We start from the raw sequence: 24,383 nt of genomic DNA, 5'->3' as shown, positions 1-24,383 counted from the left end.
TGGGGCGGCCACGCTGGTCGCCCCTTTCGTTGTACCGGATCTGCCATGACCGCCCTGCCCGCCGATGTCGCCCTGCTGGTGATCGACCTGCAGCCGGACTTCATGCCCGGTGGCACACTGGCCTGCGACCAGGGCGATGCGTTGGTAGCACCGATTGCCGAACTGCTGGCGCAGCGCCGCTACCGCACCGTGGTGGCGACCCAGGACTGGCACCCGGCCGACCATGCCTCGTTCGCCAGCCAGCACCCCGGCCGACGGCCCTTCGAGACCATCCTGCTGCACGCGCAGCCGCAGACCCTGTGGCCGGACCACTGCGTGCAGGGCAGCGCCGGTGCCGCCCTGCATCCCGGCGTGGACTGGACCGTGGCCGACTTGATCCTGCGCAAGGGCACCCGCCAGCAAGTGGATTCATACAGTGCCTTCCGCGAGAACCACGGGCCCGACGGTACCCGCCCCGCCACCGGCCTGGCCGGTTGGCTGCACGAGCGTGGCATCCGCGAGGTGCACGTGTGCGGCCTGGCCCGCGACTACTGCGTGCTGTGGAGCGCGCAGGACGCGGTGAAGTCCGGCTTCCGGGTGAGATTCCTGTGGGAGCTGACCAAGCCGGTAACCGACGCCAACGACGCGATGGTGCGCGAGGCGCTTGGCAAGGCGGGGATCGCGATCGCCTGACCCACAACCGCCGGGCACGGCCCGGCGCTACCGGTAATCCGACCCGAAACGGTAGTGCCGGCCGCTGGCCGGCAACCCCGGGATCTCTGCTGTTGCCGGCCAGCGGCCGGCACTACCGGAACACGACCGTACGGTGCCCGTTGAGCAGGATGCGGTGTTCCACATGGCGGCGCACGGCGCGTGCCAGCACCAGCGATTCGGTATCGCTGCCCAGCCGCACCAGTTCGCGCGGAACCATCGCGTGGTCCACGCGGGCCACGTCCTGTTCGATGATCGGACCTTCGTCCAGATCCTCGGTGACGTAGTGCGCGGTGGCACCGATGATCTTGACCCCGCGTGCGTGCGCCTGATGATACGGCTGCGCGCCCTTGAAGCTGGGCAGGAAGCTGTGGTGGATGTTGATCGCACGGCCGGCCAGGGCGCGGCACAACGTGGGTGACAGGATCTGCATGTAGCGCGCCAGTACCACCAGGTCGATGCGTTCGCGTTCGACCAGGTCGATGATCTGCTGTTCCTGCACCGCACGCGTATCGGCGGTCACCGGCAGGGGGTGGAACGGCACCTGGTAGGACGCGGCCAGCGCTGCGAAATCGGCGTGGTTGGACGCCACCGCCGCGATGTCGACCTTCAGCTGGCCGCTGTGGGCGCGGAACAGCAGGTCATTGAGGCAGTGTCCTTGCTTGCTGACCAGCACCAGCAGGCGCGCGCGGCGGCGGCCATCGTGCAGCTGCCAGTCCATGCCGAAGCCGGCGGCGAGCGTAGCCATGGCCGCATGCACGGTCTCCAGCGGCAGACCAGCATCGCGGTCGAAATGCACGCGCAGGAAGAAGCGGCCGCTTTCCTCGTCGCCGAACTGCTGGGCGTCGAGGATGTTGCAGCCGTGGTCGAACAGCAGGCCGGACACGCGGTAGACGATACCGGTACGGTCGGGGCAGGACAGGGTCAGGATGGAATCGGGGCGCATCGCCCGAGTGTAGGGCAGCGCCCGGCCCGGCGGATCGATGGTCACCGATGCAACCGACCTGCTTGGTTCAGTCCCAAGCGATACTTGGGTTTCTCCATGGCAAGCTGGTCGGTCATGAACCTGTTGCAATTGATCCGCAGCTTCACCCGCACCGCAGAGACCGGCAGCATTGCCGCTGCGGCCCGCATCCTTGGCATCAGCGCCACCGCAGTCGGCCAGAACATCAACCGGCTGGAGGCGCATCTGGGCGTACGGTTGCTGAACCGAAGTACGCGCCAGCTGGCCCTCAGCGAGGCCGGCGCGTTGTACCTGGCGCAAGTGCGCCACATCGAAGCCGACCTGGCGCGCGCGCAGGCGATGATCACCTCCGGTGACATCGAACCGGCAGGACCGCTGCGCATCGCCAGCAGCAGCGCGTTCGGTCGCCACGTGCTTGCGCCGTTGCTGCCTTCGCTGCAGCAGCGCTACCCGCAACTGCAGCTGGAGCTGCGGCTGACCGATCGCGCCGTGCAGCACGGCCCGGAAGCGGTGGATGCCAGCATCCGCATCGGTGCACAGCTGGAGGACGGGGTCGTCGCACGGCAGCTGGCGCGCGTGCCGTTCGTGTTCTGCGCCTCGCCGGCCTACCTGAAGGCACACGGCACCCCGCAGCAACCCTCCGAGCTGAGCGGCCATCGCGGGCTGCTGCACCGCTTTCCCACCGACGGCCGGCCGCTGCGCTGGGGACTGCTGAAGGATGGCCAGCGCGTGGACGCGGCACTGCCACCGAGCATGGTCTGCGATGACATCGATGCGCTGGCGACGCTGGCGGTGGCCGGTGCCGGCATCACGCGGTTGGCTGCATTCGTGGCCGAGCCCTACCTGCGCGATGGCCGCCTGCAGGCGGTGTTCGGTGCCGACAGCGAATGGCGCCCGGCGCCGATGGAGGTCTATTTCTGCGTCAGCGACCGCCGCGACTTCACCGCCAAGATCCGCGCGCTGTTCGAGCACCTGCAGGCCGGCATGGCGCCGGCCTGGCGGGTGTGAGCCTCAGCGCGTCTTGAACACGCCGCGCGCATCACGCGGCTCGCAGCGCAGGTACTGCAGCGCCGCGTCCACACTGTCACGCAGCGCGGCGGCGGCATGCCACGGCCAGCGCGGGTCGTAGAGGATGCCGCGCGCCAGCGCTACCGCATCGGCGTGGCGATGGCGCAGGATCGACTCGGCCTGCTCCGGTTCGGTGATCATGCCCACCGCGATAACCGGCATGCGCACCTTGGCCTTGATCGCCGCCGCGAACGGCACCTGGTAACCCGGGCCGACGGTGATCTTCTGGCGCTCGTCCAGGCCGCCGCTGGAGACATGCAGGAAGTTGCAGCCGCGCGCGTCCATCACCTGTGCCAGCGCTTCGCTCTGCACCAGGTCCCATCCACCATCGACCCAGTCGCTGGCGGAAATACGCACGCCCACCGCGACCTTGTCGGACACCGCCGCACGCACGGCATCAAACACCTCCACCAGCAGGCGCAGGCGGTTCGGCAGCGAGCCACCGTAGCCATCGGCGCGGCGGTTGCTCAGCGGCGACAGGAACTGGTGCAGCAGATAACCGTGCGCGGCATGCAGCTCGATCAGCTCGAAGCCCAGGCGCTCGGCGCGAACCGCACTGGCGGCGAAGGCGGCGATGACCTCGGCGATGCCGGCCTCGTCCAGTTCCTGCGGTGCCGGATCGGCGGCATGGAACGGCAGCGGCGACGGCGCCACGGTGGCCCAGCCACGCGCATCGTCGGCCGGCAACTGACCACCACCGTCCCACGGACGCCTCACCGAGGCCTTGCGGCCGGCATGGCCCAGCTGGATGCCCAGCGGCATCGGCGACCAGCGGCGCACGCTGGTCAGCACCTGTGCCAGCGCGGCCTCGGTGCCGTCGTCCCACAGGCCCAGGTCGGCCCAGCTGATGCGGCCGCGCGGTTCGACCGCGGTGGCTTCCAGGATCAGCAGGCCGGCACCGGACTGCGCCAGGTTGCCCAGGTGCATGGCGTGCCAATCGCTGGCGCGACCGTCTTCGGCGGAGTACTGGCACATCGGCGCGATGACGATGCGGTTGGACAGGGTCAGGGGGCCGAACGAGATCGGCGAAAACAGCTGGGTCACGGCGAGGCGGGGGAGAAGCGGATGGGGGGGCGTATTGCACCGCCGCACGGCCTGCGAATCAACCGTCTGGATGGATCGCTGTTTCGTGGGGGCGCGATGTGGGTAGCGCCGGCGCGCAGCGCGGCACCCCGTTTCCGCCGGGCATGGCCCGGCGCTACCCGAGGACGAACCCAGCCAGTGCTTCCGCGCAATCCCGCTCGTCCTTGAACAACAGCAGGTCGTCGGCGCGGGTGCGGCCACGGTTCAGCGCGGCTACCGGCAGCCCCGCCTTGGCTGCGGCCTGCACGAAGCGGAAACCGGAATAGACCATCAGCGACGAACCCACTACGAGTACGGCGTCAGCCTGCTGCAGGTGATCGTGCACCGCCGCCACGCGTTCACGCGGCACGTTCTCGCCGAAGAACACCACGTCCGGCTTCAGCACGCTGCCGCAGTGCGGGCACTCGGGCACCACGAACGCAGAGAAATCGGTCTCCAGATCGGCATCACCATCGGGCGCGATGCCGGCCTCCAGCGCGTCCCAGCCGGGATTGGCGTCCAACAGGCGCTGCTGGAAGTCCTCACGATCACTGCGACGCTCGCAGCCCATGCAGCGCACCAGATCCAGACGGCCGTGCAGGTCGATCACGTTGTGGCTGCCGGCACGCTGGTGCAGGCCGTCCACATTCTGGGTCAGCAGCACCTGTAGCGTGCCGCGGCTTTCCAGGGCCGCCAGGGCCTGGTGGGTGCCGTTGGGCTGGGCCAGGCCGAAGCGCGGCCAACCCAGCAGGCTGCGCGCCCAGTAGCGCTGGCGGGTGGCCGCCTCGCCCATGAAGGCCTGGTAAGTCACCGGCGGCGTGCGTTTCCACTGGCCGTCGGCATCGCGGTAATCGGGAATGCCCGAGGCGGTGCTGCAGCCGGCGCCGGTCAGTACGAACAGGCGCTGGGCGCGGTCGATGAAGTCGGTCAGTGGCGGGGTCATGGCTGCCAGATGGGGGCGCGGCGCCGCCCCCGCAAGCGCAGGTTCAGCCGGCGGATCAGGCTGTCGGCAGCGGCGGCACCGCGATCGGGTGGCCTTCCTCGTCCAGCGCGATCATCACGAAGTGGCCGCGGGTGCACAGCTTGCGCTCGCCGCTGTGCAGGTCTTCGGCGACCAGTTCCACCTCCACCTTCATCGAGCTGCGGCCGACTTCGACGATGCGGCCAATGGTTTCCACCATCTGGCCGATCCGGATCGGCAGCTTGAAGTCGACCTGGTCGCTGCGCGCGGTCACCACGGTGCGGCGCGAATAGCGTGCGGCGGCCAGGAAGGCGGCCTTGTCCATCCACGCCAGCGCCTGGCCACCGAACAGGGTGCCAAGGTGGTTGGTGTGGTTGGGGAAGACGATTTCGGCCATGCGCACTTCGGTGGGCGGCACGGTCTCGTGGATCGGGGTCATGGGGGTGCTTCAGTGTGGGGTGCTGCGGATTCTAAGCGACCGGCGTGATGGCCATCGAAATGCACGTGCAACGGTCACCCGGCAGCGGTGCCTGCGCAGGCCGCGCCTGTGGCAGGCGTTACACTGCGCCACGCCCACTGCCAGGACTGCCCATGCCCGCCACTTCCGACCTGCTGGCCTTTGCGCTGGTTTCGCTGGCCATGGTGCTCACGCCCGGGCCGAACATGATCTACGTGATCTCGCGTTCGATCTGCCAGGGGCCGGTGGCAGGCCTGATCTCACTGGGCGGGGTGGCGCTGGGCTTCGTGTTCTACATGCTGTGCGCGGCGCTGGGCATCACCGCCCTGCTGATGACCGTACCGTTCGCCTACGACGCGCTGCGCATTGGTGGCGCGCTGTACCTGCTGTACCTGGCCTGGCAGGCGCTCAAGCCCGGCGGCCGCTCGCCGTTCGCGGTACGCGAGCTTCCGCAGGACAGCCAGCGCAAGCTGTTCACGATGGGCTTCCTGACCAATCTGTTGAACCCGAAAGTGGCGGTGATGTACCTGTCGCTGCTGCCGCAGTTCCTGCACCCGGACAGCGAAGGCAGCGTGCTGCTGCAATCGGTGGTGCTGGGCTCCACCCAGATCGCGGTGAGTGTGACCGTGAACGGCATCATCGCGCTGACCGCGGGCAGCATCGCCGGCTTCCTCGCCGCGCGCCCGACCTGGCAGGTGGTGCAACGCTGGCTGATGGGCACGGTGCTGGCCGGGCTGGCGGTGCGGATGGCGGTGGAAGGGCGGCGGTAAGACATACGGCAGCGCCGGGCCATGCCCGGCGAGCGCGCAGCGCGGCCGACGTTGTCCGTCGTGCCGGACGGTTTCCGCCGGGCATGGCCCGGCGCTACCAACAAAAAACCCCGGCGTTGGCCGGGGTTTCTCGTTGCGACAGGCCTGACTGGTTCGATCAGAAGTTCATGTCGAAGGCGACTTCGCCCTGCACGCCCACCTGGTAGGCCGAGGCGCGGCGTTCGAAGAAGTTGGTCAGTTCCTGCACGTCCTGCAGTTCCATGAAGCTCAGCGGGTTGCGCACGTTGTACTTGCGCTCCATGCCCAGGCGATGGAAATGGTTGTCGGCGCAGTGCTGCAGGTACTGGCGCATGTCACGGGTGGAGATGCCCGCCACGCCACCGGACAGCACGTCCTCGGCGAACTGCACTTCGCACTCGATCGCTTCGGCCAGCATGTCATAGACATCCTGCTTCATCTTGTCGTCGAACAGGTCCGGCTCTTCCTCGCGGATCACGTCCACGCACTCGAAGGCGAAGTCCATGTGCGCACTTTCGTCGCGGAACACCCAGTTGGTGCCCGAGGCCAGGCCGTTGAGCAGGCCGCGCGAACGGAAGTAGTACACGTAGGCGAACGCGGCGAAGAAGAACAGGCCTTCGATGCATGCGGCGAAGCAGATCTGGTTGAGCAGGAACTGGCGACGCTCTTCGCGGGTCTCGATGCGCTTCAGGTTCTGGATCGAGTCGATCCACTTGAAGCAGAAATCGGCCTTCTTCTTGATCGAGTCGATGTTCTCCACCGCGGCGAAGGCTTTGACGCGCTCGTCCGGATCCGGCAGGTAGTTGTCGAGCAGGGTCAGGTAGAACTGCACGTGCAGCGCTTCTTCGTACAGCTGGCGCGACAGGTACATGCGCGCTTCGGGTGCGTTCAAGTGCTGGTACAGGTTCAGCACCAGGTTGTTGGACACGATCGAATCGCCGGTGGCGAAGAACGCAACCAGGCGGTGGATCAGGTGACGCTCGCCCGGCGACATCTTGCTGTGCAGGTCGCTGATGTCGATCTGGAAGTTGATCTCTTCCACCGTCCAGGTGTTCTTGATCGCATTCCGGTACATGTCATAGAACTGCGGGTAGCGCATAGGGCGCAGGGTCAGTTCAAAACCGGGATCGAGCAGCATCTGCTTGGGCTTGTCGGCCATGGGTGTTTCCTTGTCTTCTCGGGTCAAAACGCCGGGCGTGGCCCGGCGCTACCTTGATGTTTCCGTAGTGGAGCAGCAGTGCCGACCAACGGTCGGCACCCACCGCGCGTTGATCCACGGCGCGGTGTATTACTGGCAGGCCTCGCAGGCTTCCGGGTTTTCCAGCGAGCAGGCGATGGCCTCTTCCGGGCTGAACACCTTCTCCGGGGCCGCGCCTGCGGCGTGGCTGACCGTGGTCTTGGCGATCTTGGTGGCCGGACGCGAACGCAGGTAGTAGGTGGTCTTGATGCCCTGCTTCCAGGCGTACATGTACATGGAGGACATCGCGCCGATGTTCGGGCTTTCCATGAACAGGTTGAGCGAGGCGGACTGGTCGATGAAGGCGCCACGGTCGGCGGCCATGTCGATCAGCGAACGCATCGGCAGTTCCCACGCGGTGCGGTAGACGTGGCGCAGCGTTTCCGGAATCTGCGTGATGCCCTGGATCGAGCCTTCGGCCAGCTTGATCGCGTCGCGCATTTCCGGGGTCCAGTGGCCCAGCTTCTTCAGCTCGTTCACCAGGTAGCGGTTGACCTGCAGGAAGTCACCGGACAGGGTTTCGCGCTTGAACAGGTTGGACACCTGCGGCTCAACGCACTCGTAGCAGCCGGCAATCGAGGCGATGGTCGCGGTCGGTGCGATGGCGATCATCAGCGAGTTGCGCAGGCCATGTTCCTTGATGCGCTCGCGCAGGCTATCCCAACGCTCGGCGTCTTCGGGCACCACGTTCCAGGCATCGAACTGCAGCTCGCCGCTGGCCGCACGGGTGTCGGCGAAGGACGGGTGCTTGCCGCGTTCCTGGGCCAGTTCGACCGAGGTTTCCAGCGCGTGGAAGTAGATGGTCTCAGCGATCTTCTTCGACAGCGCGCGGGCTTCGGCGCCGTCGAACGGCAGGCGCTTGCGGAAGAACACGTCCTGCAGGCCCATGCAGCCCAGGCCGACCGGGCGCCAGCGCAGATTGCCACGGCGCGCCGATTCGATCGGGTAGAAGTTCAGGTCGATCACGCGGTCGAGCTGGCGCACGGCCAGACGCACGGTGTCGGCCAGCTTGTCGAAATCGAACTCGCCGTTGCCGTCGAAGTGGTTGCCCAGGTTGATCGAACCCAGGTTGCACACCGCGGTCTCTTCGGCCGAGGTGACTTCCAGGATTTCGGTGCACAGGTTGGACAGGTGGATCACGTTGCCGGCGCGCAGGGTCTGGTTGCTGGCGCGGTTGCACTTGTCCTTGAAGGTCATCCAGCCGTTGCCGGTCTCGGCCAGGGTGCGCATCATCCGCGAGTACAGCTTGCGCGCGGAGATGGTGCGGTTGGCCTTGCCCTGTGCCTCGGCCTGCAGGTAGGCGGCTTCGAAGGCTTCACCGAACAGGTCGGTGAACTCCGGCACCACGCGCGGATCGAACAGCGACCATTCCTGGTCGGCCTCGACGCGCTTCATGAACAGGTCCGGGATCCAGTTGGCCAGGTTCAGGTTGTGCGCACGGCGCGATTCGTCGCCGGTGTTGTCACGCAGTTCAAGGAAGTCCTCGACGTCGGCGTGCCAGGTTTCCAGGTACACGCAGGCCGCGCCCTTGCGCTTGCCGCCCTGGTTCACTGCAGCCACCGACGAATCCATGGTCTTCAGCCACGGCACGATGCCGTTGGAATGGCCGTTGGTGGACTTGATCAGCGAACCGCGCGAACGCACGCGGGTGTAGCTGACGCCGATGCCGCCGGAGAACTTCGACAGCTGGGCGATATCGCCGTACTTGGAGTAGATCGACTCCAGCGAATCCTGCGGCGAATCCAGCAGGAAGCACGAGGACAGCTGCTCGTGGGTGGTGCCGGAGTTGAACAGGGTCGGGCTGGACGGCAGGTAGTCCAGGTTGCCCATGCGCTTGTACAGCGCCAGGGCCTCCGGCACGTCCTCGCTCAGCGCGCTGGCGATACGCAGGAAGAACTGCTGCGGGGTCTCGATCACCTTGCGGGTGTGCGGATGGCGCAGCAGGTAGCGGTCGTACAGGGTGCGCAGGCCGAAGTAATCGAAGTTCAGGTCCAGCGACATGTCGATCGCATCGTTGAGCTTGCGTGCGTTGGTCTGCACGAAGTTCAGCAGGCGGTCGTTGATCAGGCCCACTTCGTGGCCACGACCAACCGACTGCGAGAAGGCGTAGATTTCCTGGCCCGAGACTTCCTTGGCGATGTAGTTGGCCAGCAGGCGTGCGGCCAGGCGGCCGTACTCGGGCTCTTCACCGATCAGCAGGGCGGCGGTGCGGATGGACAGTTCGTCCAGCTCGCGGGTGGTGGCGCCGTTGTACAGGCCGGAAATGGTGCGGGTTGCCACGCGCATCGGATCGACGGCGTGCAGGCCTTCGGAGGAACGCTGCACCGCGCGCACGATCTTGTTCAGATCCACCAGCTCGGTCGTGCCATTGCGCTTGGTCACACTCATCGCGTTGGCCGTCGGCGGCGACGTCAACAGGAATTCGCTTTCCTTCTCGATGGTGGCGCTGGATTCGGTGGTCACGGCGTGAGTCCTCTTGGCGTGATGGATGGTGGCTCGGTGCATCGGATGACGCGGCCCGGGACATGACACCCCAGCATTGCAGACCGGCGTCGCAGGAATTGAGACCTGCGCCTGTGGCTGCTGCTGGTAGTGCTGACCGGTGCCGCTTCGGGCGTGGAGGGCGCATCACCGGAGGGTCCGGCGATCCATTCCATGGACCCGGCGGCTTGGGGTTCCCAACGCCGTTGGCCACAAGATAGTGGGGGTCAGGGGGTCCGTCAACGCCAAATGTAGTGAAATTCGGCAATCCCTTGCGCCGCAAGGATCGGGCCGTCGGCGCCCGGTTTGGACGCTTTGAACCTGCTGGAACGGGCTGCGCAGTCAAGCCCGAAAAACGTCACGGCGGTAGCAATCAGCGCCCCACCAGCGGAACGATGACAGCTTCACATGACAGTGATGAAACTGGCTAGGGACAACCCTGTGGATAGGTGGTGGGCAGCCGGTGGGAATCCGGTGGACGGGTGACTTCCGGCCGGTGACGGCCTCGCCCAGACAGCGGATGCTGGGGACCTTCGGTTCCGGAGAAGGATGTTCCGATGCGCCTGTCACTGCCCGCCCTGGCCCTGCTGCCCGCCCTGTTCATTGCCCCGGCACTGGCCGCCGAAGGACCGGAACTGCGTTCAGACCAGTGCGGCATCCATACCGACTACGACGTGCTGGTGGACAGCGGCGGCATCTGGCTGCGGCACGGCCCACAGGCACCGCATGAAGTGGTGTTCCACGACGGCGAGCTGAGCCTGGACGGCAGGATGGTGACGGTCAGCACCGCCGACGCCGCCCGCCTGCGGCAGATGGAGACCGGCGCCCGCCAGCTGATGCCGGCGGCCACGGCGCTGGCCCACGAAGTCTCCGGGGTCACCTTCGACGCACTGGACGCCGCCTTCGAGGCCATCACCGGCAAGTCCCGCAACCGCCAGATGCGTGCCATGCGCGGCGAGATGCAGGACTGGATCGACGCCAGCCTGGGCCGCGGCTACTGGGAACAGGAAGCCTTCGGCGACGGCTTCGACGCGCACATCGACCAGATGGCCGAGACGATGGCCGGGTCGATGACCCGCAGCGTGTTGTGGCAGGTGTTCACCGGCCGCGCCGGCGCCATGGAGCGCCGTGCCGACCGCCTCGATGCCGAAGTCGACCGCCGCATGGAAGCGCGCAGCCAGCAGCTGGAGGCCAAGGCCATGGCGCTATGCCCGCTGGTGCAGTCACTGGCAGAGGCCCACGATGCGCTGGAGGTGCGCTACCAGGGCCAGCCGCTACGGCTGCTGGAGCGCGGCGAGAGCGTGCGGGTGGAGCACGGCGATGGCTCGGGCCTGCATGTGTCGGCCGGGCTGGATGAACGGCCGCGTGACAACGCCGTGGCACCCTCCCGATAACTGCGCGGCGGATGCCGGCCAGCGGCCGGCACTACCGGAACCCTGGCCGGCAACGCATTTACCTGGGTGGCGCCCTCACGCCCGGTGCGGGGTACCCAGGTACTCGGCGCTCTGCATCTCGATCAGGCGCGAGGCGGTGCGCTCGAACGCACCCTGCAGGCGAGTGCCGGTATACAACTCGACCGGCGAGGTGCTGGCGGTACAGACCAGGTTGACGTGGCGGTCGTACAGTTCGTCGATCAGGTTGACGAAGCGGCGCGCGGCATCTTCGTTCAGGCGGTCGAACGCAGGGATGCCGCCCAGCAGCACGGTGTTGAACTCGTGCGCGATCTCGATGTAGTCCGACGGGCCACGCGGGCCCTCGCACAACGCAGCGAAATCGAACCAGGCAATGCTCTTGCCACGGCCACGGACCGGGATCTTGCGGCCCTCGATCTCGATGTTGCCGGTCTTGGCAGGTTGGCCGCCACTCAGTTCGTTCCAGCGCGTCGCCAGCCATTCGTCGCTGTCAGCGGCCAACGGTGCGCGGTACACCGGCGAGCGGGTCAGCGCGCGCATGCGGTAGTCCTCGGTGCCCTCGGCGTACAGCTCGACGCAGAAGCGCTGCAGCAGGCCGATGGCCGGCATGAAACTCTCACGCTGCAGGCCGTTGAGGTACAGGTTTTCCACCGCCGTATTGGAAGTAGTGACCAGGGTCACGCCCTCGGCGAACATCCGCTCCAGCAGCCGCGCCAGCAACATGGCGTCGCCGATGTCGGTGACGAAGAATTCGTCCAGCACCAGCACGCGCAGGTTGCTGCGCCATTCCTGGGCGATCTTCGCCAGCGGGTCGCTCTGGCCCTGATGCTCGCGCAGGCGCTCATGGACGCTGCGCATGAAGCGATGGAAGTGGGTGCGGTACTTCTGCTTGATCGACAGACCGTCGTAGAACAGGTCGACCAGGAACGTCTTGCCGCGGCCGACGCCGCCCCAGAAGTACAGGCCCTTGACCGGCTCGGGCTTCTTCCAGAACGAGGACAGGCGGTCCAGCCAACCGTCCTCGGCACTGTCCAGCAGGCCCAGGTGGATGCGGTCCAGTTCGGCCAGCGCCGCGTGCTGGGCCGGGTCGTTCTGCCAATCGCCACGGGCAACCCCTTCCGCGTACCGCTGCGACGGGGTCAACTCGGTTGCACTCATGCCGCCGCGCCCAGCCAGTGCTTGACGCCGTGGGTCAACGCGCCGCGCAGATCGATCAGCTTGCGGTGGAAGAAGTGGCTGGTCTCGGGCATGCGCACCAGCTCATGCGGGAAGTCCAGCGTGTCCAGCCACTGGTAGACGGCTTGCGGATCGACGATCTCGTCCTGCTCGCCCTGGATCACCAGCCAGCGCGCCGGCGGTGCGATGCCGTCGAAGTCCCAACGGCCCGCCGGCGGCGCGATCGAGACCAGCGCTTCCGGCTGCAGCGCGGCAGCGGCCTTCAGCGACACGAATGAGCCGAAGCTGAAGCCGGCCAGCCACAGGCGGTCGTCCGGGCGCTGGCTGCGCACCCAGGCGGCGACCGCCTTCAGGTCGTCCTGCTCGCCCACGCCGTGATCGAACTCACCGGCCGAACCGCCGACGCTGCGGAAGTTGAAGCGCACCGTGGCGATGCCCAGCTCGCGCAGGGTGGTGGCGGTCATGGTGACCACCTTGTTGTGCAGGGTGCCGCCTTCGGTGGACAGCGGATGGCAGACGATGGCCACGATCGGCTGCACCGGCACATCGGCCTTGGGCAGGTCGACGACCACTTCCAGCGGGCCGGCCGGGCCGTCCAGTTCGAGGCAGGCGGTTTCGCCGGGGGCGACGGGGAACGAAGGCTTGTGCATGGCACCATGATAGCGTCCCCTGCCCCTGCCCTGTGCCCGCCCCATGCTCTACCTGTCTTTGGCCGTGATCTGCAGCGTGCTGGTTTCGGTGTTGTTGAAGCTGGCCAGCCGCCGCCAGCTGGATGTTTCGCAGATGGTCACCTGGAACTATCTGGTGGCGGCAACGCTCACCGCCGTGGTGCTGCAGCCGCCGCTGGATGCGTTGCGCGCGCCGCATGCCCCGTGGCTGTCGCTGCTGGCGCTGGCGGTGGTACTGCCGTCGATTTTCCTGGTGCTGGGCCGCGCGGTGGCGGTGGCCGGCATCGTCCGCAGTGACGTGGCGCAGCGGCTGTCGCTGCTGTTGTCATTGGCTGCTGCGTTCCTGTTCTTCGGCCAGACCGCGACGCCATGGAAGCTGGCGGGTCTCGCCCTGGGCCTGCTGGCGATGGTGGCGATCAGCCTGCGCCCGCGCGGACCGGCGGTGGCGCCCTCACCGGGTGGCTGGGGCTGGCTGCTGGGCGTATGGGCCGGGTTCGCGGTGGTGGACGTGCTGCTCAAGCAGGTGGCGCTGTCCGGCACGCCGTCGATGGCGGCGGTGCTGGCCAGCTTCAGCGTGGCCTTCGTGCTGATGCTGGCACTGCAGCTGTGGCGGCACGCCAGTGGCCGCAGCCGACTGGCCTGGCGCAACCTCGGCGCCGGCGCGCTGCTGGGCCTGCTCAACGGCGGCAACATTCTCTTCTATGTACATGCGCATCAGTCGATGCCGGACAGCCCGGCCACCGTGTTCGCCGGGATGAACATCGGCGTGGTGGTACTGGGCGCGCTGGTGGGTGTGTTCGCCTTCGGCGAAGCGACCACGAAGTGGAACCGCGCCGGCCTGGCGCTGGCGGTGCTGGCGATCGGGTTGATCGCCTGGGGGTGAGCGATTCCCGGGGTCGGATCCCATTCCCACGGAATGGGCTCTGACCCCAATGCACCGGACCCCAATGCATGTCGGGCTACGAACGCGCGGGCCGCACGCGGGGTCAGAGCCCATTCCATGGGAATGGGATCCGACCCCGGCGGTGCGTTATTTGTCGAAACCCAGCAGCAGCGGATCGTGGTCGGAACTGCGCCACGGGCCCTGCACGTTGCGGCCCTGGTAGCCGCTGGCGTCCTGTTCGTCGGCATTGCTGTGCCACTCGGCGGCACCGCGCAGGCGCTTGGCCATGCCCGGATTCAGCAGGGCGTGGTCGAGGCGGCCGGTATAGCCGTTGTAGACGTAGCTGTAGGGATGCTCGACCTTGGCGACCTTGAATGCGTCCTGCCAGCCGAGGTCATGCAGGGTGCGGATCGGGTCTTCCATCGCGTAGGCATTGAAGTCACCCAGCAGCACCGCGTCCTTGGCACCGGTACCGGTCGGGTCGGTCTGCAGCCAGGCGTGCAGCTGCTGCGCTGAGGTCACGCGGGTGGCGTTCCAGCAGCCCTGGTTGTCGTTGCGGTCGGCGTCGGCGCCGCTCGCATCGCGGCAGCCCTTCGACTTGAAGTGGTTGGCGACCACCACGAACGGTGCGCCCTGCTTGCCCTGGAAGGCCTGCGCCAACGGCACGCGGCTGTGCTCGACGAACGGGCCTCCGGTCAGCGTGGCCGGCTTGCCGACCGGCTGCAGGCGCGTGCTGCGGTAGATGATGCCGACCCGGATCGGGTTTTCACCGGGGCCGCTGCCGGCGTCGACGAAGCGCCAGTCACCCTGCCCGCCACGATCGCGGTTGAGCGCATCGACCAGTTCGGCGATGGCCGACTGCGGGCCGTAGCCGTCGTTCTCCAGCTCCATCAGTGCAGCGACATCGGCGCCCAGCGCGTTGACCGTGGTCACCAGCTTGGCCACCTGCGCCTTGTGCTCATCCGGCGTGCGCGCACCGCGCAGGGTCGGGAAGCCACCGCCCTGGCCGTCGCCATTGAAGAAATTCTCCAGGTTGAAGGCGGCCACATGCAGGCTGCCCGGTACCGTCGGCACCGCCGGACGCTTTAGCTCCGGCAGCTTCAGCACGCCTTCGACCTGCAGGCGCGGCCGACCCTGTGCATCCACGTTCACCACGCCTTCCACATTGCGCAGCTGCATGCCGGTGCGCAGTACCGGGTTGGCCGGCAGGTAGGCCACGCTGGCCGGATCACGGGCATCGCTGCCATCGTCCAGCACCAGGCGACGGCGCTGGTTGTCGGCCATCGCCTGCTCGTAGCCGGCAGTACCCGGCGCGGCCACTTCGGTCGGCTGCCAGAGGCGGCCATCGAAGGCCACGGTGAGCTGCCCAAAGCGCTCAAGGCCATCGGTGCCGGCCAGGATCAGTGGCGCAGCGATGCGCACGTGCTGGCCATCCAGTGCACGCCAGTCGGCCGGCGCGGCGGTCAGCACCACGGTGGCGCTGTTGCGCGCGGCGGCGGGTGACGCGACCGGTGCGACCTGCGGCTGGGCCTGGGCGAAGGCGCCGGCCGGCAGCAGCAGGGACAGGGCAAGAACGAGGGAACGGCGACGCATCGACGGGCGACTCCATGGAAGAGGCGCACAGACTAACCCTGAAATGCGAAACCCCGCCTGCGCAGCGGGGGTATATGGGCGATCAGGCCTTGGTGGGCAAAGCCTGGTAGTGCCGGCCGCTGGCCGGCAACCTCATGACCTTCGTGCAATGCGTGGTTGCCGGCCAGCGGCCGGCACTACCGGTTATTTCAGGTTGCCCAGCATCCAGTCCACGGTGGCGTGGATCTGCTCCTCGGTCAGCGCCGGGTTGCCGCCCTTGGGCGGCATGATTCCGCCATCGGGGCCGGTGTAACCCTCGATGGCGTGCTTGTAGAGGGTGTCCTTGCCCTGTGCGATGCGCTTGTCCCAGTGCGAGTGGTCCAGCGTCGGCGCCATGCCCACGCCGGTGGTGTGGCAGGCGGTGCACAGGTTGTCGAAGATCACCTTGCCGTCCTTGGTGCCGCCGTACGCCACCTGCGACGCAGCCTTGGCCAGTGCCGCTGCGGCTGCCGCAGCCTGCGCGGCGGCGCCGGTGCTGCCGGCATAGACCGCGCCGGTGGGCGAGATGCGCTGTTCGGTGCGTTTGACCGCGGTGGGCGACACCTCGGGTGGAATCCGGGTGTGGATGTAGGCGGCAAGGAGGATGAGGCCGAGGGTGATGGTCGCCAGCAGCGCGATCACCATTGAGAAGCGTTTCAGGAACTCCAGATCGTAATTCCGCACTCTTCGTTACCCCTGGCTGATAGTCGTTGGACCACGGCTGAGCGACTGCGTGATGGACCGAGTATAGAACGCGCTTTGCGTGCGACAACAGGCGTCACTGCTGGTGCGGCGCAGCATGCGGACCCGGTAGTGCCGGCCGCTGGCCGGCTTCGCCATCCCGCCGGATAGATCGTGCAGAAGCCGGCCAGCGGCCGGCTCTACCGAATTACCGAGCGCCGATCGCGCGCAGGCAGAAGCTGCAGATCGCGTCCACCAGCGCGTCTTCGTCGCGGTGTGCTTCCCGGCTGGGCGCGGTGGGGCCGACCATCGCTTCGGTGAAGGCGCCGACCAGGCAGGCGGCGGCCACGTGCGCGTCCTGCGCCGGCAGCTCACCGGCCGCCACGCCCTCCTCCACCAGCCGCAGGAAGACGTCGCCGAAGGCGCGGCGACCGCGCATGCGCTCGGCTTCCACCTCCGGATCGACCGGTTCAACGATGAAGGCGTGCGCCAGCCCCGGTCCGGCCAGGGCACGGCGGACGAAGGCGGTGATCGCCAGCCGCAGGCGCTCGCTGGCCACCTCCGGGCCGCTGGCGATGCGCTCCATGATCGCCACCTCGTGGGCCACCGCGGCGTTGAGCACCTCCACGAACAGCTCGGCCTTGGACGGGAAGTGCCGGTAGATCAGGCCGGTGGACACCCCCGCCTGGGTTGCCACAGCGGTCACCGGGGCGTTGCGCCATCCGCCGGCGGCGACCCGTTCACGGGTCGCCAGCAGGATCCGTTCGCGGACCCCGGCCAGGCGTTCTTCCATCAGTGCGGAGCGTTTGTAGGCCATGTTTTGATTCTAGATTCAATTGTTGAATTTGTATTCACTTCTTTCCCGAACCCCGCTACGCTGGGGCCCAATCGCCCGTGCGGGTGGCGGTCCCTGAAACCGCCGCCCGCTCCCCGCCGGGTGCGTCCATTCCCTGCAATCCCGTCGTGGAGCCACCACAATGCACGTGCCATCCCTGAACTTCGACCTTGGCGAAGACATCGACCTGCTGCGCCAGAGCGTGGCCCATTTTGCCGCCGCCGAGGTCGCACCGCTGGCCGCCGAAGCCGACGCCACCAATCAGTTCCCGCTGGCACTGTGGCCGAAGCTGGGCGAACAGGGCCTGCTCGGGCTCACCGTGGAAGAAGAATACGGCGGCACCGGCATGGGTTACCTGGCCCACGTGGTGGCGATGGAAGAGATCTCGCGCGCCTCCGGCGGCATCGGCCTGTCCTACGGTGCGCACTCCAATCTGTGCGTGAACCAGCTGCGCAAGAACGGCAACGAAGAACAGAAGCAGCGCTTCCTGCCCGGCCTGTGCAGCGGCGCCCTCGTCGGCGCGCTGGCGATGAGCGAACCGGGTGCCGGTTCGGACGTGGTGTCGATGAAGCTGCGCGCGGACAAGCGCGGTGACCGCTACGTGCTCAACGGCAACAAGATGTGGATCACCAACGGCCCGGACGCCGACGTGCTGGTGGTCTACGCCAAGACCGACATGGCCGCCGGCGCCAAGGGCATCACCGCGTTCCTGGTCGAGAAGGGCATGAAGGGCTTCTCCACCGCGCAGAAGCTGGACAAGCTGGGCATGCGTTCCTCGCCCACCTGCGAGCTGGTGTTCCAGGATTGCGAAGTACCGGAAGAGAATGTGCTGGGCCAGGTCGGTGGCGGCGTGCGCGTGCTGATGTCCGGCCTGGACTACGAGCGCGTGGTGCTGTCCGGTGGCCCGCTGGGCCTGATGGCCGCGGCCATGGACGTGGTCATGCCCTACGTGCACGAGCGCCACCAGTTCGGTGAAGCGATCGGCAGCTTCCAGCTGATCCAGGCCAAGATCGCCGACATGTACGTGGGGCTGGGTGCCTGCCGCGCCTATGTGTACGCCGTGGCGCGTGCCTGCGACCAGGGCCGCACCACCCGCCAGGATGCCGCCGGTGCCATTCTGTACGCCGCCGAGAAGGCCACCTGGCTGACCGGCCAGGCGATCCAGATCCTGGGCGGCAACGGCTACATCAACGAATATCCGACCGGCCGCTTGTGGCGCGACGCCAAGCTGTATGAAATCGGCGCCGGCACTTCGGAGATCCGCCGCATGCTGATCGGCCGCGAACTGTTCCAGCGCACCCTGTAAGGCCACCGCGATGACCGTCCTGAACAGCCAGCTGCAACCGGGCAGCGAAACGTTTGAAAGCAACCGCGCGGCCATGCAGGCCGTGGTTGATGACCTGCACGCCACCCTCGCCCGCACCGCGCTGGGTGGCAGCGAAGCCGCACGCGCCAAGCACACCGCACGCGGCAAGCTGCTGGTGCGTGATCGCATCGACGCCCTGCTCGATCCGGGCAGCGCCTTCCTGGAGATCGCGCCGCTGGCCGCGCACGGCATGTATGAAGACGCCGTGCCGGCCGCCGGCGTGGTGGCTGGCATCGGCCGCGTGAGCGGCGTGGAATGCGTGATCGTGGCCAACGATGCCACGGTCAAGGGCGGTACCTACTACCCGATGACGGTGAAGAAGCACCTGCGCGCGCAGGAGATCGCCGAGCAGAACCATCTGCCGTGCATCTACCTGGTCGATTCCGGTGGCGCCTTCCTGCCGCTGCAGGATGAGGTGTTCCCGGACCGCGATCATTTCGGCCGCATCTTCTACAACCAGGCCAATCTGTCCGCGCGGGGCATCCCGCAGATCGCCTGCGTGATGGGCAGCTGCACCGCCGGCGGTGCCTACGTACCGGCGATGAGCGACGAGACGGTGATCGTGCGCGAGCAGGGCACCATCTTCCTCGGCGGCCCGCCGCTGGTGAAGGCGGCTACAGGTGAAGTGGTGACGGCCGAAGAACTGGGCGGTGCCGACGTGCACACGCGCATTTCCGGCGTGGCCGACCACATGGCCGACAACGACCTGCAGGCGCTGGCACGGGTGCGCGCGATCATCGCGCAGTTGAACTGGCGCAAGCCGGAGCCGGCGATGGCGGTGCAGGCCAACGAGGAACCACTGTTGCCGGCACACGATCTGTACGGGGTGATCCCGGCCGACACGCGCAAGCCCTACGACGTGCGCGAGGTCATCGCGCGCCTGGTCGATGGCTCGCGCTTCGATGAGTTCAAGCCACGCTACGGCGCCACGCTGGTCACCGGCTTTGCGCATCTGAACGGTTACCCGATCGGCATCATCGCCAACAACGGCATCCTGTTCTCGGAGTCGGCACTGAAGGGTGCGCACTTCATCGAACTGTGCACCCAACGCAACATCCCGCTGGTGTTCCTGCAGAACATCACCGGTTTCATGGTCGGCCGCAAGTACGAACAGGGTGGCATTGCCAAGGACGGGGCCAAGCTGGTGATGGCCGTGGCCTGTGCCAAAGTGCCCAAGTTCACCGTGGTGATCGGTGGCTCGTTCGGTGCCGGCAACTACGGCATGTGCGGCCGCGCGTACTCGCCCAACTTCCTGTGGATGTGGCCGAACGCGCGCATCGGCGTGATGGGCGGCGAGCAGGCCGCCAGTGTGCTGGCAACCGTCAAGCGCGATGGCATCGAAGCCAAGGGCGGCCAGTGGCCGGCGGCGGAAGAAGATGCGTTCAAGGCGCCGATCCGCGACCAGTTCGAGCAGCAGGGTCATCCGTACTACGCCAGCGCGCGCCTGTGGGACGACGGTGTGATCGATCCGGTCGACACCCGCCGCGTGCTCGCCCTGGCGCTGTCGGCCAGCCTCAACGCCGCCCCGCAGCAGACGCGCTTCGGCGTGTTCCGCATGTAACCCGTGCCATGACCGAGCAAGCTCCTATGAAGCACGTTGCCATGTTCACCAAAGTCCTGATCGCCAACCGCGGCGAAATCGCCTGCCGCGTCATCGCTACCTGCCGACGTCTGGGCATCGCTACCGTGGCGGTGTATTCCGATGCCGACCGCAACGCGCGCCATGTGCGCCTGGCCGATGAAGCCATCCACATCGGCCCGGCCGCCGCGCGCGAAAGCTACCTGCGCGGCGACGTGCTGCTGGACGCCGCGCGCCGCAGCGGTGCGCAGGCGATCCATCCCGGCTACGGCTTCCTGTCTGAGAACGCCGACTTCGCCGATGCCTGCGCCGCCGCCGGCATCACCTTCATCGGCCCGCCGGCCAGTGCGATCCGTGCGATGGGTGACAAGAGCGCGGCCAAGGCACTGATGGCCAAGGCCGGTGTACCGCTGACCCCGGGCTACCACGGTGACCAGCAGGCACCGGACTTCCTGCGCGCGCAGGCCGACGGCATCGGCTACCCGGTGCTGATCAAGGCCAGCGCCGGTGGCGGTGGCAAGGGCATGCGCAAGGTCGAGCGCAGCGAGGACTTCGTCGATGCACTGGCCAGCTGCCAGCGCGAGGCCGCCTCGGCGTTCGGCAACGACCACGTGCTGGTGGAAAAGTACGTGGAGCGCCCGCGCCATATCGAGATCCAGGTGTTCGGCGACAGCCACGGTGAGGCGGTCTACCTGTTCGAGCGCGACTGCTCGGTGCAGCGCCGCCACCAGAAGGTGCTGGAAGAAGCACCGGCGCCGGGCATGAGCGCCGAACGTCGCGCCGCGATGGGCAAGGCCGCGGTCGATGCCGCGCGCGCGGTGGGGTACGTCGGCGCGGGCACGGTGGAGTTCATTGCCGGCCCGGACGGCGATTTCTATTTCATGGAAATGAACACCCGCCTGCAGGTCGAGCACCCGGTCACCGAATACATCACCGGCACCGATCTGGTCGAGTGGCAGCTGCGCGTGGCCTCGGGCCAGCCGCTGCCGCTTCGCCAGGAACAGCTGGCCATCCATGGCCATGCGATCGAGGCGCGGCTGTACGCCGAGGACGCCGACCGTGGCTTCCTGCCCTCCACCGGCACCCTGCGCCGCCTGCGCCTGCCGATGCCATCGGCGAATGTGCGCGTGGATACCGGCGTGGAGGAAGGCGACAGCATCAGCCCGTACTACGATCCCATGATTGCCAAGCTGATCGTCTGGGACGTGGACCGCGACGCTGCGCTGCGCCGCATGAGCCAGGCCCTGGCCGACTGCCAGGTGGTGGGCGTGACCACCAATGCCGGCTTCCTGCGCCGGCTGGTGAACACCGATTCGTTTGCGCACGCGAAGCTGGATACTGCGCTGATCGAGCGCGAACAGGCGGCATTGAGCGCGGCAGGCGACAGCGACGACGCACTGTGGCAGCTGGCGGCGGTGGCTGCTGTTGCCAGCACCGCAGACGCCGGCATCGACGCGCGCGACCCGCATTCGCCGTGGCAGGCGCAGGATGGCTGGCGCCTTGGTGCCTCCACACCGCGCGCGCTGCCGTTGCAGCAGGGCGAACGCACGCACACGCTGAAGGTGTGGGTGCAGGCCGATGGCTGGCGTGTGCAAAGCGATGACGCAGCGCCGGTGCAGGTAATCGGTACGGCCAATGCGCAGGGCCTGACGGTACAGCTGGGCGAGCGTCGCTGGTCGTTGCAGCTGCTGCGCGAGGGCGACCAGCTGTACCTGTTCGGCGCCGATGGCCAGCACCGCTTCACCCTGCATGATCCGGTGGGCGAATCGGACACTGCCGTGGCCGACGCTGGCAGCCTGCTGGCACCGATGCCGGGCAAGATCGTCGCGACACTGGTCGCGGCCGGTACCGAGGTCAAGCGCGGCACGCCGCTGGTGGTGCTGGAAGCGATGAAGATGGAGCACACCCTGCAGGCACCGGCAGACGGCACGGTGAAGGGTTACCGCGCCAAGGCCGGCGACCAGGTGGGTGACGGTGCGGTGCTGGTGGACTTCGAAGCGGCGTGATGTGGCGGGGGCCGCGCGGGTTCAGACCGCGCGGTCCTCGGGATTCCAGATCACACCTGCCGGGTCCAGTTCGGTCGTGGTTATGGTCGGGGCGCGCCAGCCAAAACCGCATACGGCGAGGACGCCCTCGGAACGCGGATCTAGGCCAAATTCGTGCTCGATGGGCCAGGTCGCCGACGACGCCTCCGACCTGGACACCGCCCTGAAACTGTGTCGCAGGAACGTCAAGCTGGCCTCTCCGGTGCGCTCTTCCAACGTTTCTGGAACCACGGTGCCATGCCCAGCAGGACCACTGGCCTGTACCGGCTCGGCGCGCCTTGCTTGACGCTGCGCTGCGGCACGCTCGCGGTAGTCACACGTGGTTTAATCGGCGGACATTGACCCACATGGAGTGTTTCCGATGTCCGCAAAGTCCCCGATGACCACTGTCAATGCCGGTCGGCTGCTCGACCTGCTGTGTTCTGACGACGCCTTCCGCGCAGAGTTCACAGCCGATGCCGGCGCTGCGATGGCGCGGCATGGGCTGCAGGCACAGTCCGGCACAAGCCCCTGCGCCATCCACAACGTCCTGGCCAGCAAGGAAGAGTTCCAACAGGTGCGCCAGCAGATCGCCGCGCTCCTGGCCCAGCGCGCCGCATTCAATGTCCCCTTCATGTTCGAATCCGGGCATCTGCAGGGAAGCGTGCACCACTCCGCCGTACCGCAGGCCGCTTGAACGCCCCTCAATCCACTTCAGAGGTAAATCCGATGCTGCCGTTCACTCGTGCCCCGTTCTCCAGCGAACACACCACCACCGAGTCGCCGCGCTTTGAGCCGCAAACCGCCATTGCCCTGCTCGATCGCCTGTGCAGCGACGACGTGTTCCGTGCGCAGTTCAGCAGGAATCCGCTGCCGGCCTGCCGACAGATCGGCCTGGCATTCGACTCAATGGCGCAGGTGCCGCCTTGCCTGAGCACCGGCAAGCTGGCCAGCAAGGAAGAGCTGAGCCAGGCCCGCGATGCCCTGGTGAACTATCTCTCCAGCCACCGCGCAGCCATGACCGTGGTCTTCACCTTCGAAGCCGGTCACGTCCACCGCATCATCCAGTAATGCACCCGACAAGGGGCGCTGGGTACTCCAGCGCCCTGCCGGGCTTGTTCAATCGCGGGCCTCGCGCTTCCAGACATGCCCCGCAGGGTCCAGCTCCGCCGTGGTCATGCTCTGCGCACGCCAACCGAATCCGCACACCGCCATTGCGCCGTCGACCATCGGGTCGAACCCCAGCAGCGACTCGATCTCCGTCTCATTGATCGCCGCGGTGACGAAGCCGCCCAAGCCATTGGCCGTGGCCGCTGTATACAGTGCCTGCGACACATGGCCGACATCCAGGCTCACGGCGCGATAGGCCTTGGCGTGGTTGCGGTACTTCCAGAAGTTGCGACCGAAACGGCAGACCAGCACCACCATGGCGTGGGCCGAAGCGAACCAGTGCTGGCCCGACAACAGGCGCAGGCAGAAATCGTCCAGCTGGGCGGGCTGCGCCTGTTGCCGTGCCAGCTCGTGAGCCACGGCATGGTAGTGATACAACCCAGGCTGCAGGCCATCGACCTTGCGCGCAATCACGTACGCTTCCAGCGGATGCAGGCTACCCGCGGACGGTACGTTCTTCTTCAGGAAGCGCACGCCGGGTTCGGTTTCCACCTGTGCCTGCGCCATCAGCACGTGCTGCATCATGCCGGCCAGCATCTCCAGCGATAGAGGCTTGTCCTCGGCGTAGTTGCGGCAGGTGGTACGTGCAGCCAACAGCTGCGCCACGGCATCGGGTGCCGCGACCGGCAGAGCGATGGCACCCGGCTGCCGCTCCGGGGCTTCGGTCGGTGGCTTGCCGAGCTGCTGCACCAGGTCCTGTGCGGTCACCATCCGGTGCTTCTCCATATCGCCGGCACTGTCTACGCCCGCCCAGCGGGAATGGCGATGATGGATGGCTGACAAGGCCCACCAGTGCCCGTCGCGAACACGCTGGTCGGCCTGTCGCGCCGCCTCGGGCGCGCCCTCCTCGGCGATGAGCAACCCCGCCTCCAGCAGCGATGCGACTCGGGCGCGGTTCTGCAGGTCATCCGGCAAGACCTGCCAGCGCTCCGCGCTGGTCTGCAACAGCAACGCACAAGCGTCGGCATCGAGCGTCACAGGCTGATCGAGATGGGCAGCACGCACCTGCAACTGCTGCACGAACTCCACACCGGTTCCACCAGCCAGCAGGCTGTTCAGGGAGAACGATGGTTGTTCATCGGGAACAACAGCCAGCGCGTGGCATCGGCGGTACCGCGAAGAGGTCATCGACGTTCCTGTGGCAAATGGGATTCCGGCAATGTGCTGCCGGTGGAGCTGGGTAAGTATGGCCCAGTACCGCGTTCAAGACCCATCGATCCGCGCCGCTATGACTACGGTCAAAGGCACGCGCCACTTGTTCGACCTTCCC

The 24,383-nt window shown here is 67.2% G+C and carries 22 protein-coding genes and 1 pseudogene; 10 read left to right on the top strand and 13 right to left on the bottom strand.

The window, feature by feature from the left end:
* The first annotated feature begins 45 nt into the window (after positions 1-45).
* Positions 46-672: a bifunctional nicotinamidase/pyrazinamidase gene (gene pncA / locus AC0Z6F_RS11540; RefSeq protein ID WP_100470115.1), complete on the top strand. Its 627-nt coding sequence runs from the start codon at positions 46-48 to the stop codon at positions 670-672.
* Positions 673-784: 112 nt separating this feature from the next.
* On the opposite strand, the gene purU is transcribed toward pncA, so the two are convergent.
* Positions 785-1,636: a formyltetrahydrofolate deformylase gene (gene purU, locus AC0Z6F_RS11535; RefSeq protein ID WP_485617233.1), complete on the bottom strand. Its 852-nt coding sequence runs from the start codon at positions 1,634-1,636 to the stop codon at positions 785-787.
* Between the two features lie 114 nt (positions 1,637-1,750).
* On the opposite strand from purU, the gene AC0Z6F_RS11530 reads away from it, so the two are divergent.
* Positions 1,751-2,662: a LysR family transcriptional regulator gene (locus AC0Z6F_RS11530; protein ID WP_485617232.1), complete on the top strand. Its 912-nt coding sequence runs from the start codon at positions 1,751-1,753 to the stop codon at positions 2,660-2,662.
* A gap of 3 nt (positions 2,663-2,665) precedes the next feature.
* Here the strand turns inward: AC0Z6F_RS11530 and AC0Z6F_RS11525 are convergent, their stop codons facing one another.
* The 3 genes from AC0Z6F_RS11525 to AC0Z6F_RS11515 form a co-directional block, all read right to left on the bottom strand.
* A complete protein-coding gene (locus AC0Z6F_RS11525) occupies positions 2,666-3,766 on the bottom strand; it encodes an NADH:flavin oxidoreductase/NADH oxidase (RefSeq protein WP_485617231.1) in 1,101 nt (366 codons plus the stop codon).
* A 154-nt stretch (positions 3,767-3,920) separates the two neighbouring features.
* Positions 3,921-4,727, bottom strand: coding sequence for an NAD-dependent protein deacetylase (locus AC0Z6F_RS11520; protein ID WP_012509757.1), 807 nt, complete (start codon positions 4,725-4,727; stop codon positions 3,921-3,923).
* Positions 4,728-4,782: 55 nt separating this feature from the next.
* A complete protein-coding gene (locus AC0Z6F_RS11515; protein WP_004136204.1) occupies positions 4,783-5,184 on the bottom strand; it encodes an acyl-CoA thioesterase in 402 nt (133 codons plus the stop codon).
* Positions 5,185-5,336: 152 nt separating this feature from the next.
* On the opposite strand from AC0Z6F_RS11515, the gene AC0Z6F_RS11510 reads away from it, so the two are divergent.
* Positions 5,337-5,972, top strand: coding sequence for a LysE family translocator (locus AC0Z6F_RS11510; RefSeq protein WP_065724126.1), 636 nt, complete (start codon positions 5,337-5,339; stop codon positions 5,970-5,972).
* Between the two features lie 157 nt (positions 5,973-6,129).
* On the opposite strand, the gene AC0Z6F_RS11505 is transcribed toward AC0Z6F_RS11510, so the two are convergent.
* The gene (locus AC0Z6F_RS11505) at positions 6,130-7,149 is read right to left on the bottom strand and encodes a ribonucleotide-diphosphate reductase subunit beta (protein ID WP_012509755.1); all 1,020 of its coding nucleotides are present in this window, start codon (positions 7,147-7,149) and stop codon (positions 6,130-6,132) included.
* Positions 7,150-7,278: 129 nt separating this feature from the next.
* Positions 7,279-9,690 (bottom strand): ribonucleoside-diphosphate reductase subunit alpha, encoded by a 2,412-nt coding sequence (locus AC0Z6F_RS11500; protein ID WP_004136104.1) that lies wholly within the window; start codon positions 9,688-9,690, stop codon positions 7,279-7,281.
* A 575-nt stretch (positions 9,691-10,265) separates the two neighbouring features.
* Between AC0Z6F_RS11500 and AC0Z6F_RS11495 the strand changes: the two genes are divergently transcribed.
* Positions 10,266-11,102 carry a DUF2884 family protein gene (locus AC0Z6F_RS11495; protein WP_004136102.1) on the top strand — a complete coding sequence of 279 codons (837 nt, stop codon included), beginning with the start codon at positions 10,266-10,268 and terminating at the stop codon, positions 11,100-11,102.
* 75 nt (positions 11,103-11,177) lie between these two features.
* Here the strand turns inward: AC0Z6F_RS11495 and zapE are convergent, their stop codons facing one another.
* Together zapE and AC0Z6F_RS11485 are read right to left on the bottom strand one after the other, a co-directional pair.
* Positions 11,178-12,278, bottom strand: a complete 1,101-nt coding sequence (gene zapE / locus AC0Z6F_RS11490; protein ID WP_004136100.1) for a cell division protein ZapE — start codon at positions 12,276-12,278, stop codon at positions 11,178-11,180.
* On the bottom strand, positions 12,275-12,946 hold the full coding sequence (locus AC0Z6F_RS11485; RefSeq protein WP_065724123.1) for an alpha/beta hydrolase: 672 nt from the start codon (positions 12,944-12,946) through the stop codon (positions 12,275-12,277). Before AC0Z6F_RS11485 ends, zapE begins: the two co-directional genes overlap by 4 nt.
* Positions 12,947-12,989: 43 nt before the next feature.
* Here AC0Z6F_RS11485 and AC0Z6F_RS11480 point away from each other — a divergent pair, with 43 nt between their 5' ends.
* Positions 12,990-13,847, top strand: a complete 858-nt coding sequence (locus AC0Z6F_RS11480; protein WP_004136071.1) for an EamA family transporter — start codon at positions 12,990-12,992, stop codon at positions 13,845-13,847.
* A gap of 147 nt (positions 13,848-13,994) precedes the next feature.
* Here the strand turns inward: AC0Z6F_RS11480 and AC0Z6F_RS11475 are convergent, their stop codons facing one another.
* From AC0Z6F_RS11475 to AC0Z6F_RS11465, 3 genes are all read right to left on the bottom strand, one after another.
* Positions 13,995-15,440, bottom strand: coding sequence for an ExeM/NucH family extracellular endonuclease (locus tag AC0Z6F_RS11475; protein WP_012509750.1), 1,446 nt, complete (start codon positions 15,438-15,440; stop codon positions 13,995-13,997).
* Between the two features lie 183 nt (positions 15,441-15,623).
* Positions 15,624-16,142 (bottom strand): c-type cytochrome, encoded by a 519-nt coding sequence (locus tag AC0Z6F_RS11470; protein WP_012509749.1) that lies wholly within the window; start codon positions 16,140-16,142, stop codon positions 15,624-15,626.
* A 205-nt stretch (positions 16,143-16,347) separates the two neighbouring features.
* Positions 16,348-16,956 carry a TetR/AcrR family transcriptional regulator gene (locus tag AC0Z6F_RS11465; protein WP_012509748.1) on the bottom strand — a complete coding sequence of 203 codons (609 nt, stop codon included), beginning with the start codon at positions 16,954-16,956 and terminating at the stop codon, positions 16,348-16,350.
* Between the two features lie 160 nt (positions 16,957-17,116).
* On the opposite strand from AC0Z6F_RS11465, the gene AC0Z6F_RS11460 reads away from it, so the two are divergent.
* Genes AC0Z6F_RS11460 through AC0Z6F_RS11450 form a run of 3 tightly spaced genes read left to right on the top strand, consistent with a single transcriptional unit; the run spans position 17,117 to position 21,925 of the window.
* Positions 17,117-18,280, top strand: coding sequence for an isovaleryl-CoA dehydrogenase (locus AC0Z6F_RS11460; RefSeq protein WP_012509747.1), 1,164 nt, complete (start codon positions 17,117-17,119; stop codon positions 18,278-18,280).
* Between the two features lie 10 nt (positions 18,281-18,290).
* Complete coding sequence (locus AC0Z6F_RS11455) at positions 18,291-19,901, top strand: carboxyl transferase domain-containing protein (protein WP_485617230.1); 1,611 nt, start codon at positions 18,291-18,293, stop codon at positions 19,899-19,901.
* An 8-nt stretch (positions 19,902-19,909) separates the two neighbouring features.
* Positions 19,910-21,925 (top strand): acetyl/propionyl/methylcrotonyl-CoA carboxylase subunit alpha, encoded by a 2,016-nt coding sequence (locus AC0Z6F_RS11450; RefSeq protein WP_485617229.1) that lies wholly within the window; start codon positions 19,910-19,912, stop codon positions 21,923-21,925.
* 21 nt (positions 21,926-21,946) lie between these two features.
* On the opposite strand, the pseudogene AC0Z6F_RS11445 reads toward AC0Z6F_RS11450, so the two are convergent.
* A pseudogene (locus tag AC0Z6F_RS11445) lies at positions 21,947-22,087 on the bottom strand (putative peptide maturation dehydrogenase); the annotation flags it as partial.
* A gap of 238 nt (positions 22,088-22,325) precedes the next feature.
* Here AC0Z6F_RS11445 and AC0Z6F_RS11440 point away from each other — a divergent pair.
* Together AC0Z6F_RS11440 and AC0Z6F_RS11435 are read left to right on the top strand one after the other, a co-directional pair.
* Complete coding sequence (locus AC0Z6F_RS11440) at positions 22,326-22,640, top strand: NHLP-related RiPP peptide (protein ID WP_080355175.1); 315 nt, start codon at positions 22,326-22,328, stop codon at positions 22,638-22,640.
* A 32-nt stretch (positions 22,641-22,672) separates the two neighbouring features.
* A complete protein-coding gene (locus tag AC0Z6F_RS11435) occupies positions 22,673-23,014 on the top strand; it encodes an NHLP-related RiPP peptide (RefSeq protein ID WP_012509743.1) in 342 nt (113 codons plus the stop codon).
* A gap of 48 nt (positions 23,015-23,062) precedes the next feature.
* Here the strand turns inward: AC0Z6F_RS11435 and AC0Z6F_RS11430 are convergent, their stop codons facing one another.
* Positions 23,063-24,241 carry a putative peptide maturation dehydrogenase gene (locus tag AC0Z6F_RS11430; protein WP_012509742.1) on the bottom strand — a complete coding sequence of 393 codons (1,179 nt, stop codon included), beginning with the start codon at positions 24,239-24,241 and terminating at the stop codon, positions 23,063-23,065.
* Positions 24,242-24,383: the final 142 nt, after the last annotated feature.

The organism is Stenotrophomonas sp. 1L-E-5-B-C3 (assembly GCF_057292075.1).
This window is presented reverse-complemented; position numbering and strand designations above follow the sequence as displayed.

Excerpts from the sequence above, each read along its gene's own strand:
- pncA (WP_100470115.1), top strand. The coding sequence starts at position 46 with ATGACCGCCCTGCCCGCCGATGTCGCCCTGCTGGTGATCGACCTGCAG.
- purU (WP_485617233.1), bottom strand. The coding sequence starts at position 1,636 with ATGCGCCCCGATTCCATCCTGACCCTGTCCTGCCCCGACCGTACCGGT.
- AC0Z6F_RS11530 (WP_485617232.1), top strand. The coding sequence starts at position 1,751 with ATGAACCTGTTGCAATTGATCCGCAGCTTCACCCGCACCGCAGAGACC.
- AC0Z6F_RS11520 (WP_012509757.1), bottom strand. The coding sequence starts at position 4,727 with ATGACCCCGCCACTGACCGACTTCATCGACCGCGCCCAGCGCCTGTTC.
- AC0Z6F_RS11515 (WP_004136204.1), bottom strand. The coding sequence starts at position 5,184 with ATGACCCCGATCCACGAGACCGTGCCGCCCACCGAAGTGCGCATGGCC.
- AC0Z6F_RS11510 (WP_065724126.1), top strand. The coding sequence starts at position 5,337 with ATGCCCGCCACTTCCGACCTGCTGGCCTTTGCGCTGGTTTCGCTGGCC.
- AC0Z6F_RS11505 (WP_012509755.1), bottom strand. The coding sequence starts at position 7,149 with ATGGCCGACAAGCCCAAGCAGATGCTGCTCGATCCCGGTTTTGAACTG.
- AC0Z6F_RS11495 (WP_004136102.1), top strand. The coding sequence starts at position 10,266 with ATGCGCCTGTCACTGCCCGCCCTGGCCCTGCTGCCCGCCCTGTTCATT.
- zapE (WP_004136100.1), bottom strand. The coding sequence starts at position 12,278 with ATGAGTGCAACCGAGTTGACCCCGTCGCAGCGGTACGCGGAAGGGGTT.
- AC0Z6F_RS11485 (WP_065724123.1), bottom strand. The coding sequence starts at position 12,946 with ATGCACAAGCCTTCGTTCCCCGTCGCCCCCGGCGAAACCGCCTGCCTC.
- AC0Z6F_RS11480 (WP_004136071.1), top strand. The coding sequence starts at position 12,990 with ATGCTCTACCTGTCTTTGGCCGTGATCTGCAGCGTGCTGGTTTCGGTG.
- AC0Z6F_RS11475 (WP_012509750.1), bottom strand. The coding sequence starts at position 15,440 with ATGCGTCGCCGTTCCCTCGTTCTTGCCCTGTCCCTGCTGCTGCCGGCC.
- AC0Z6F_RS11465 (WP_012509748.1), bottom strand. The coding sequence starts at position 16,956 with ATGGCCTACAAACGCTCCGCACTGATGGAAGAACGCCTGGCCGGGGTC.
- AC0Z6F_RS11460 (WP_012509747.1), top strand. The coding sequence starts at position 17,117 with ATGCACGTGCCATCCCTGAACTTCGACCTTGGCGAAGACATCGACCTG.
- AC0Z6F_RS11455 (WP_485617230.1), top strand. The coding sequence starts at position 18,291 with ATGACCGTCCTGAACAGCCAGCTGCAACCGGGCAGCGAAACGTTTGAA.
- AC0Z6F_RS11450 (WP_485617229.1), top strand. The coding sequence starts at position 19,910 with ATGACCGAGCAAGCTCCTATGAAGCACGTTGCCATGTTCACCAAAGTC.
- AC0Z6F_RS11440 (WP_080355175.1), top strand. The coding sequence starts at position 22,326 with ATGTCCGCAAAGTCCCCGATGACCACTGTCAATGCCGGTCGGCTGCTC.
- AC0Z6F_RS11435 (WP_012509743.1), top strand. The coding sequence starts at position 22,673 with ATGCTGCCGTTCACTCGTGCCCCGTTCTCCAGCGAACACACCACCACC.
- AC0Z6F_RS11430 (WP_012509742.1), bottom strand. The coding sequence starts at position 24,241 with ATGACCTCTTCGCGGTACCGCCGATGCCACGCGCTGGCTGTTGTTCCC.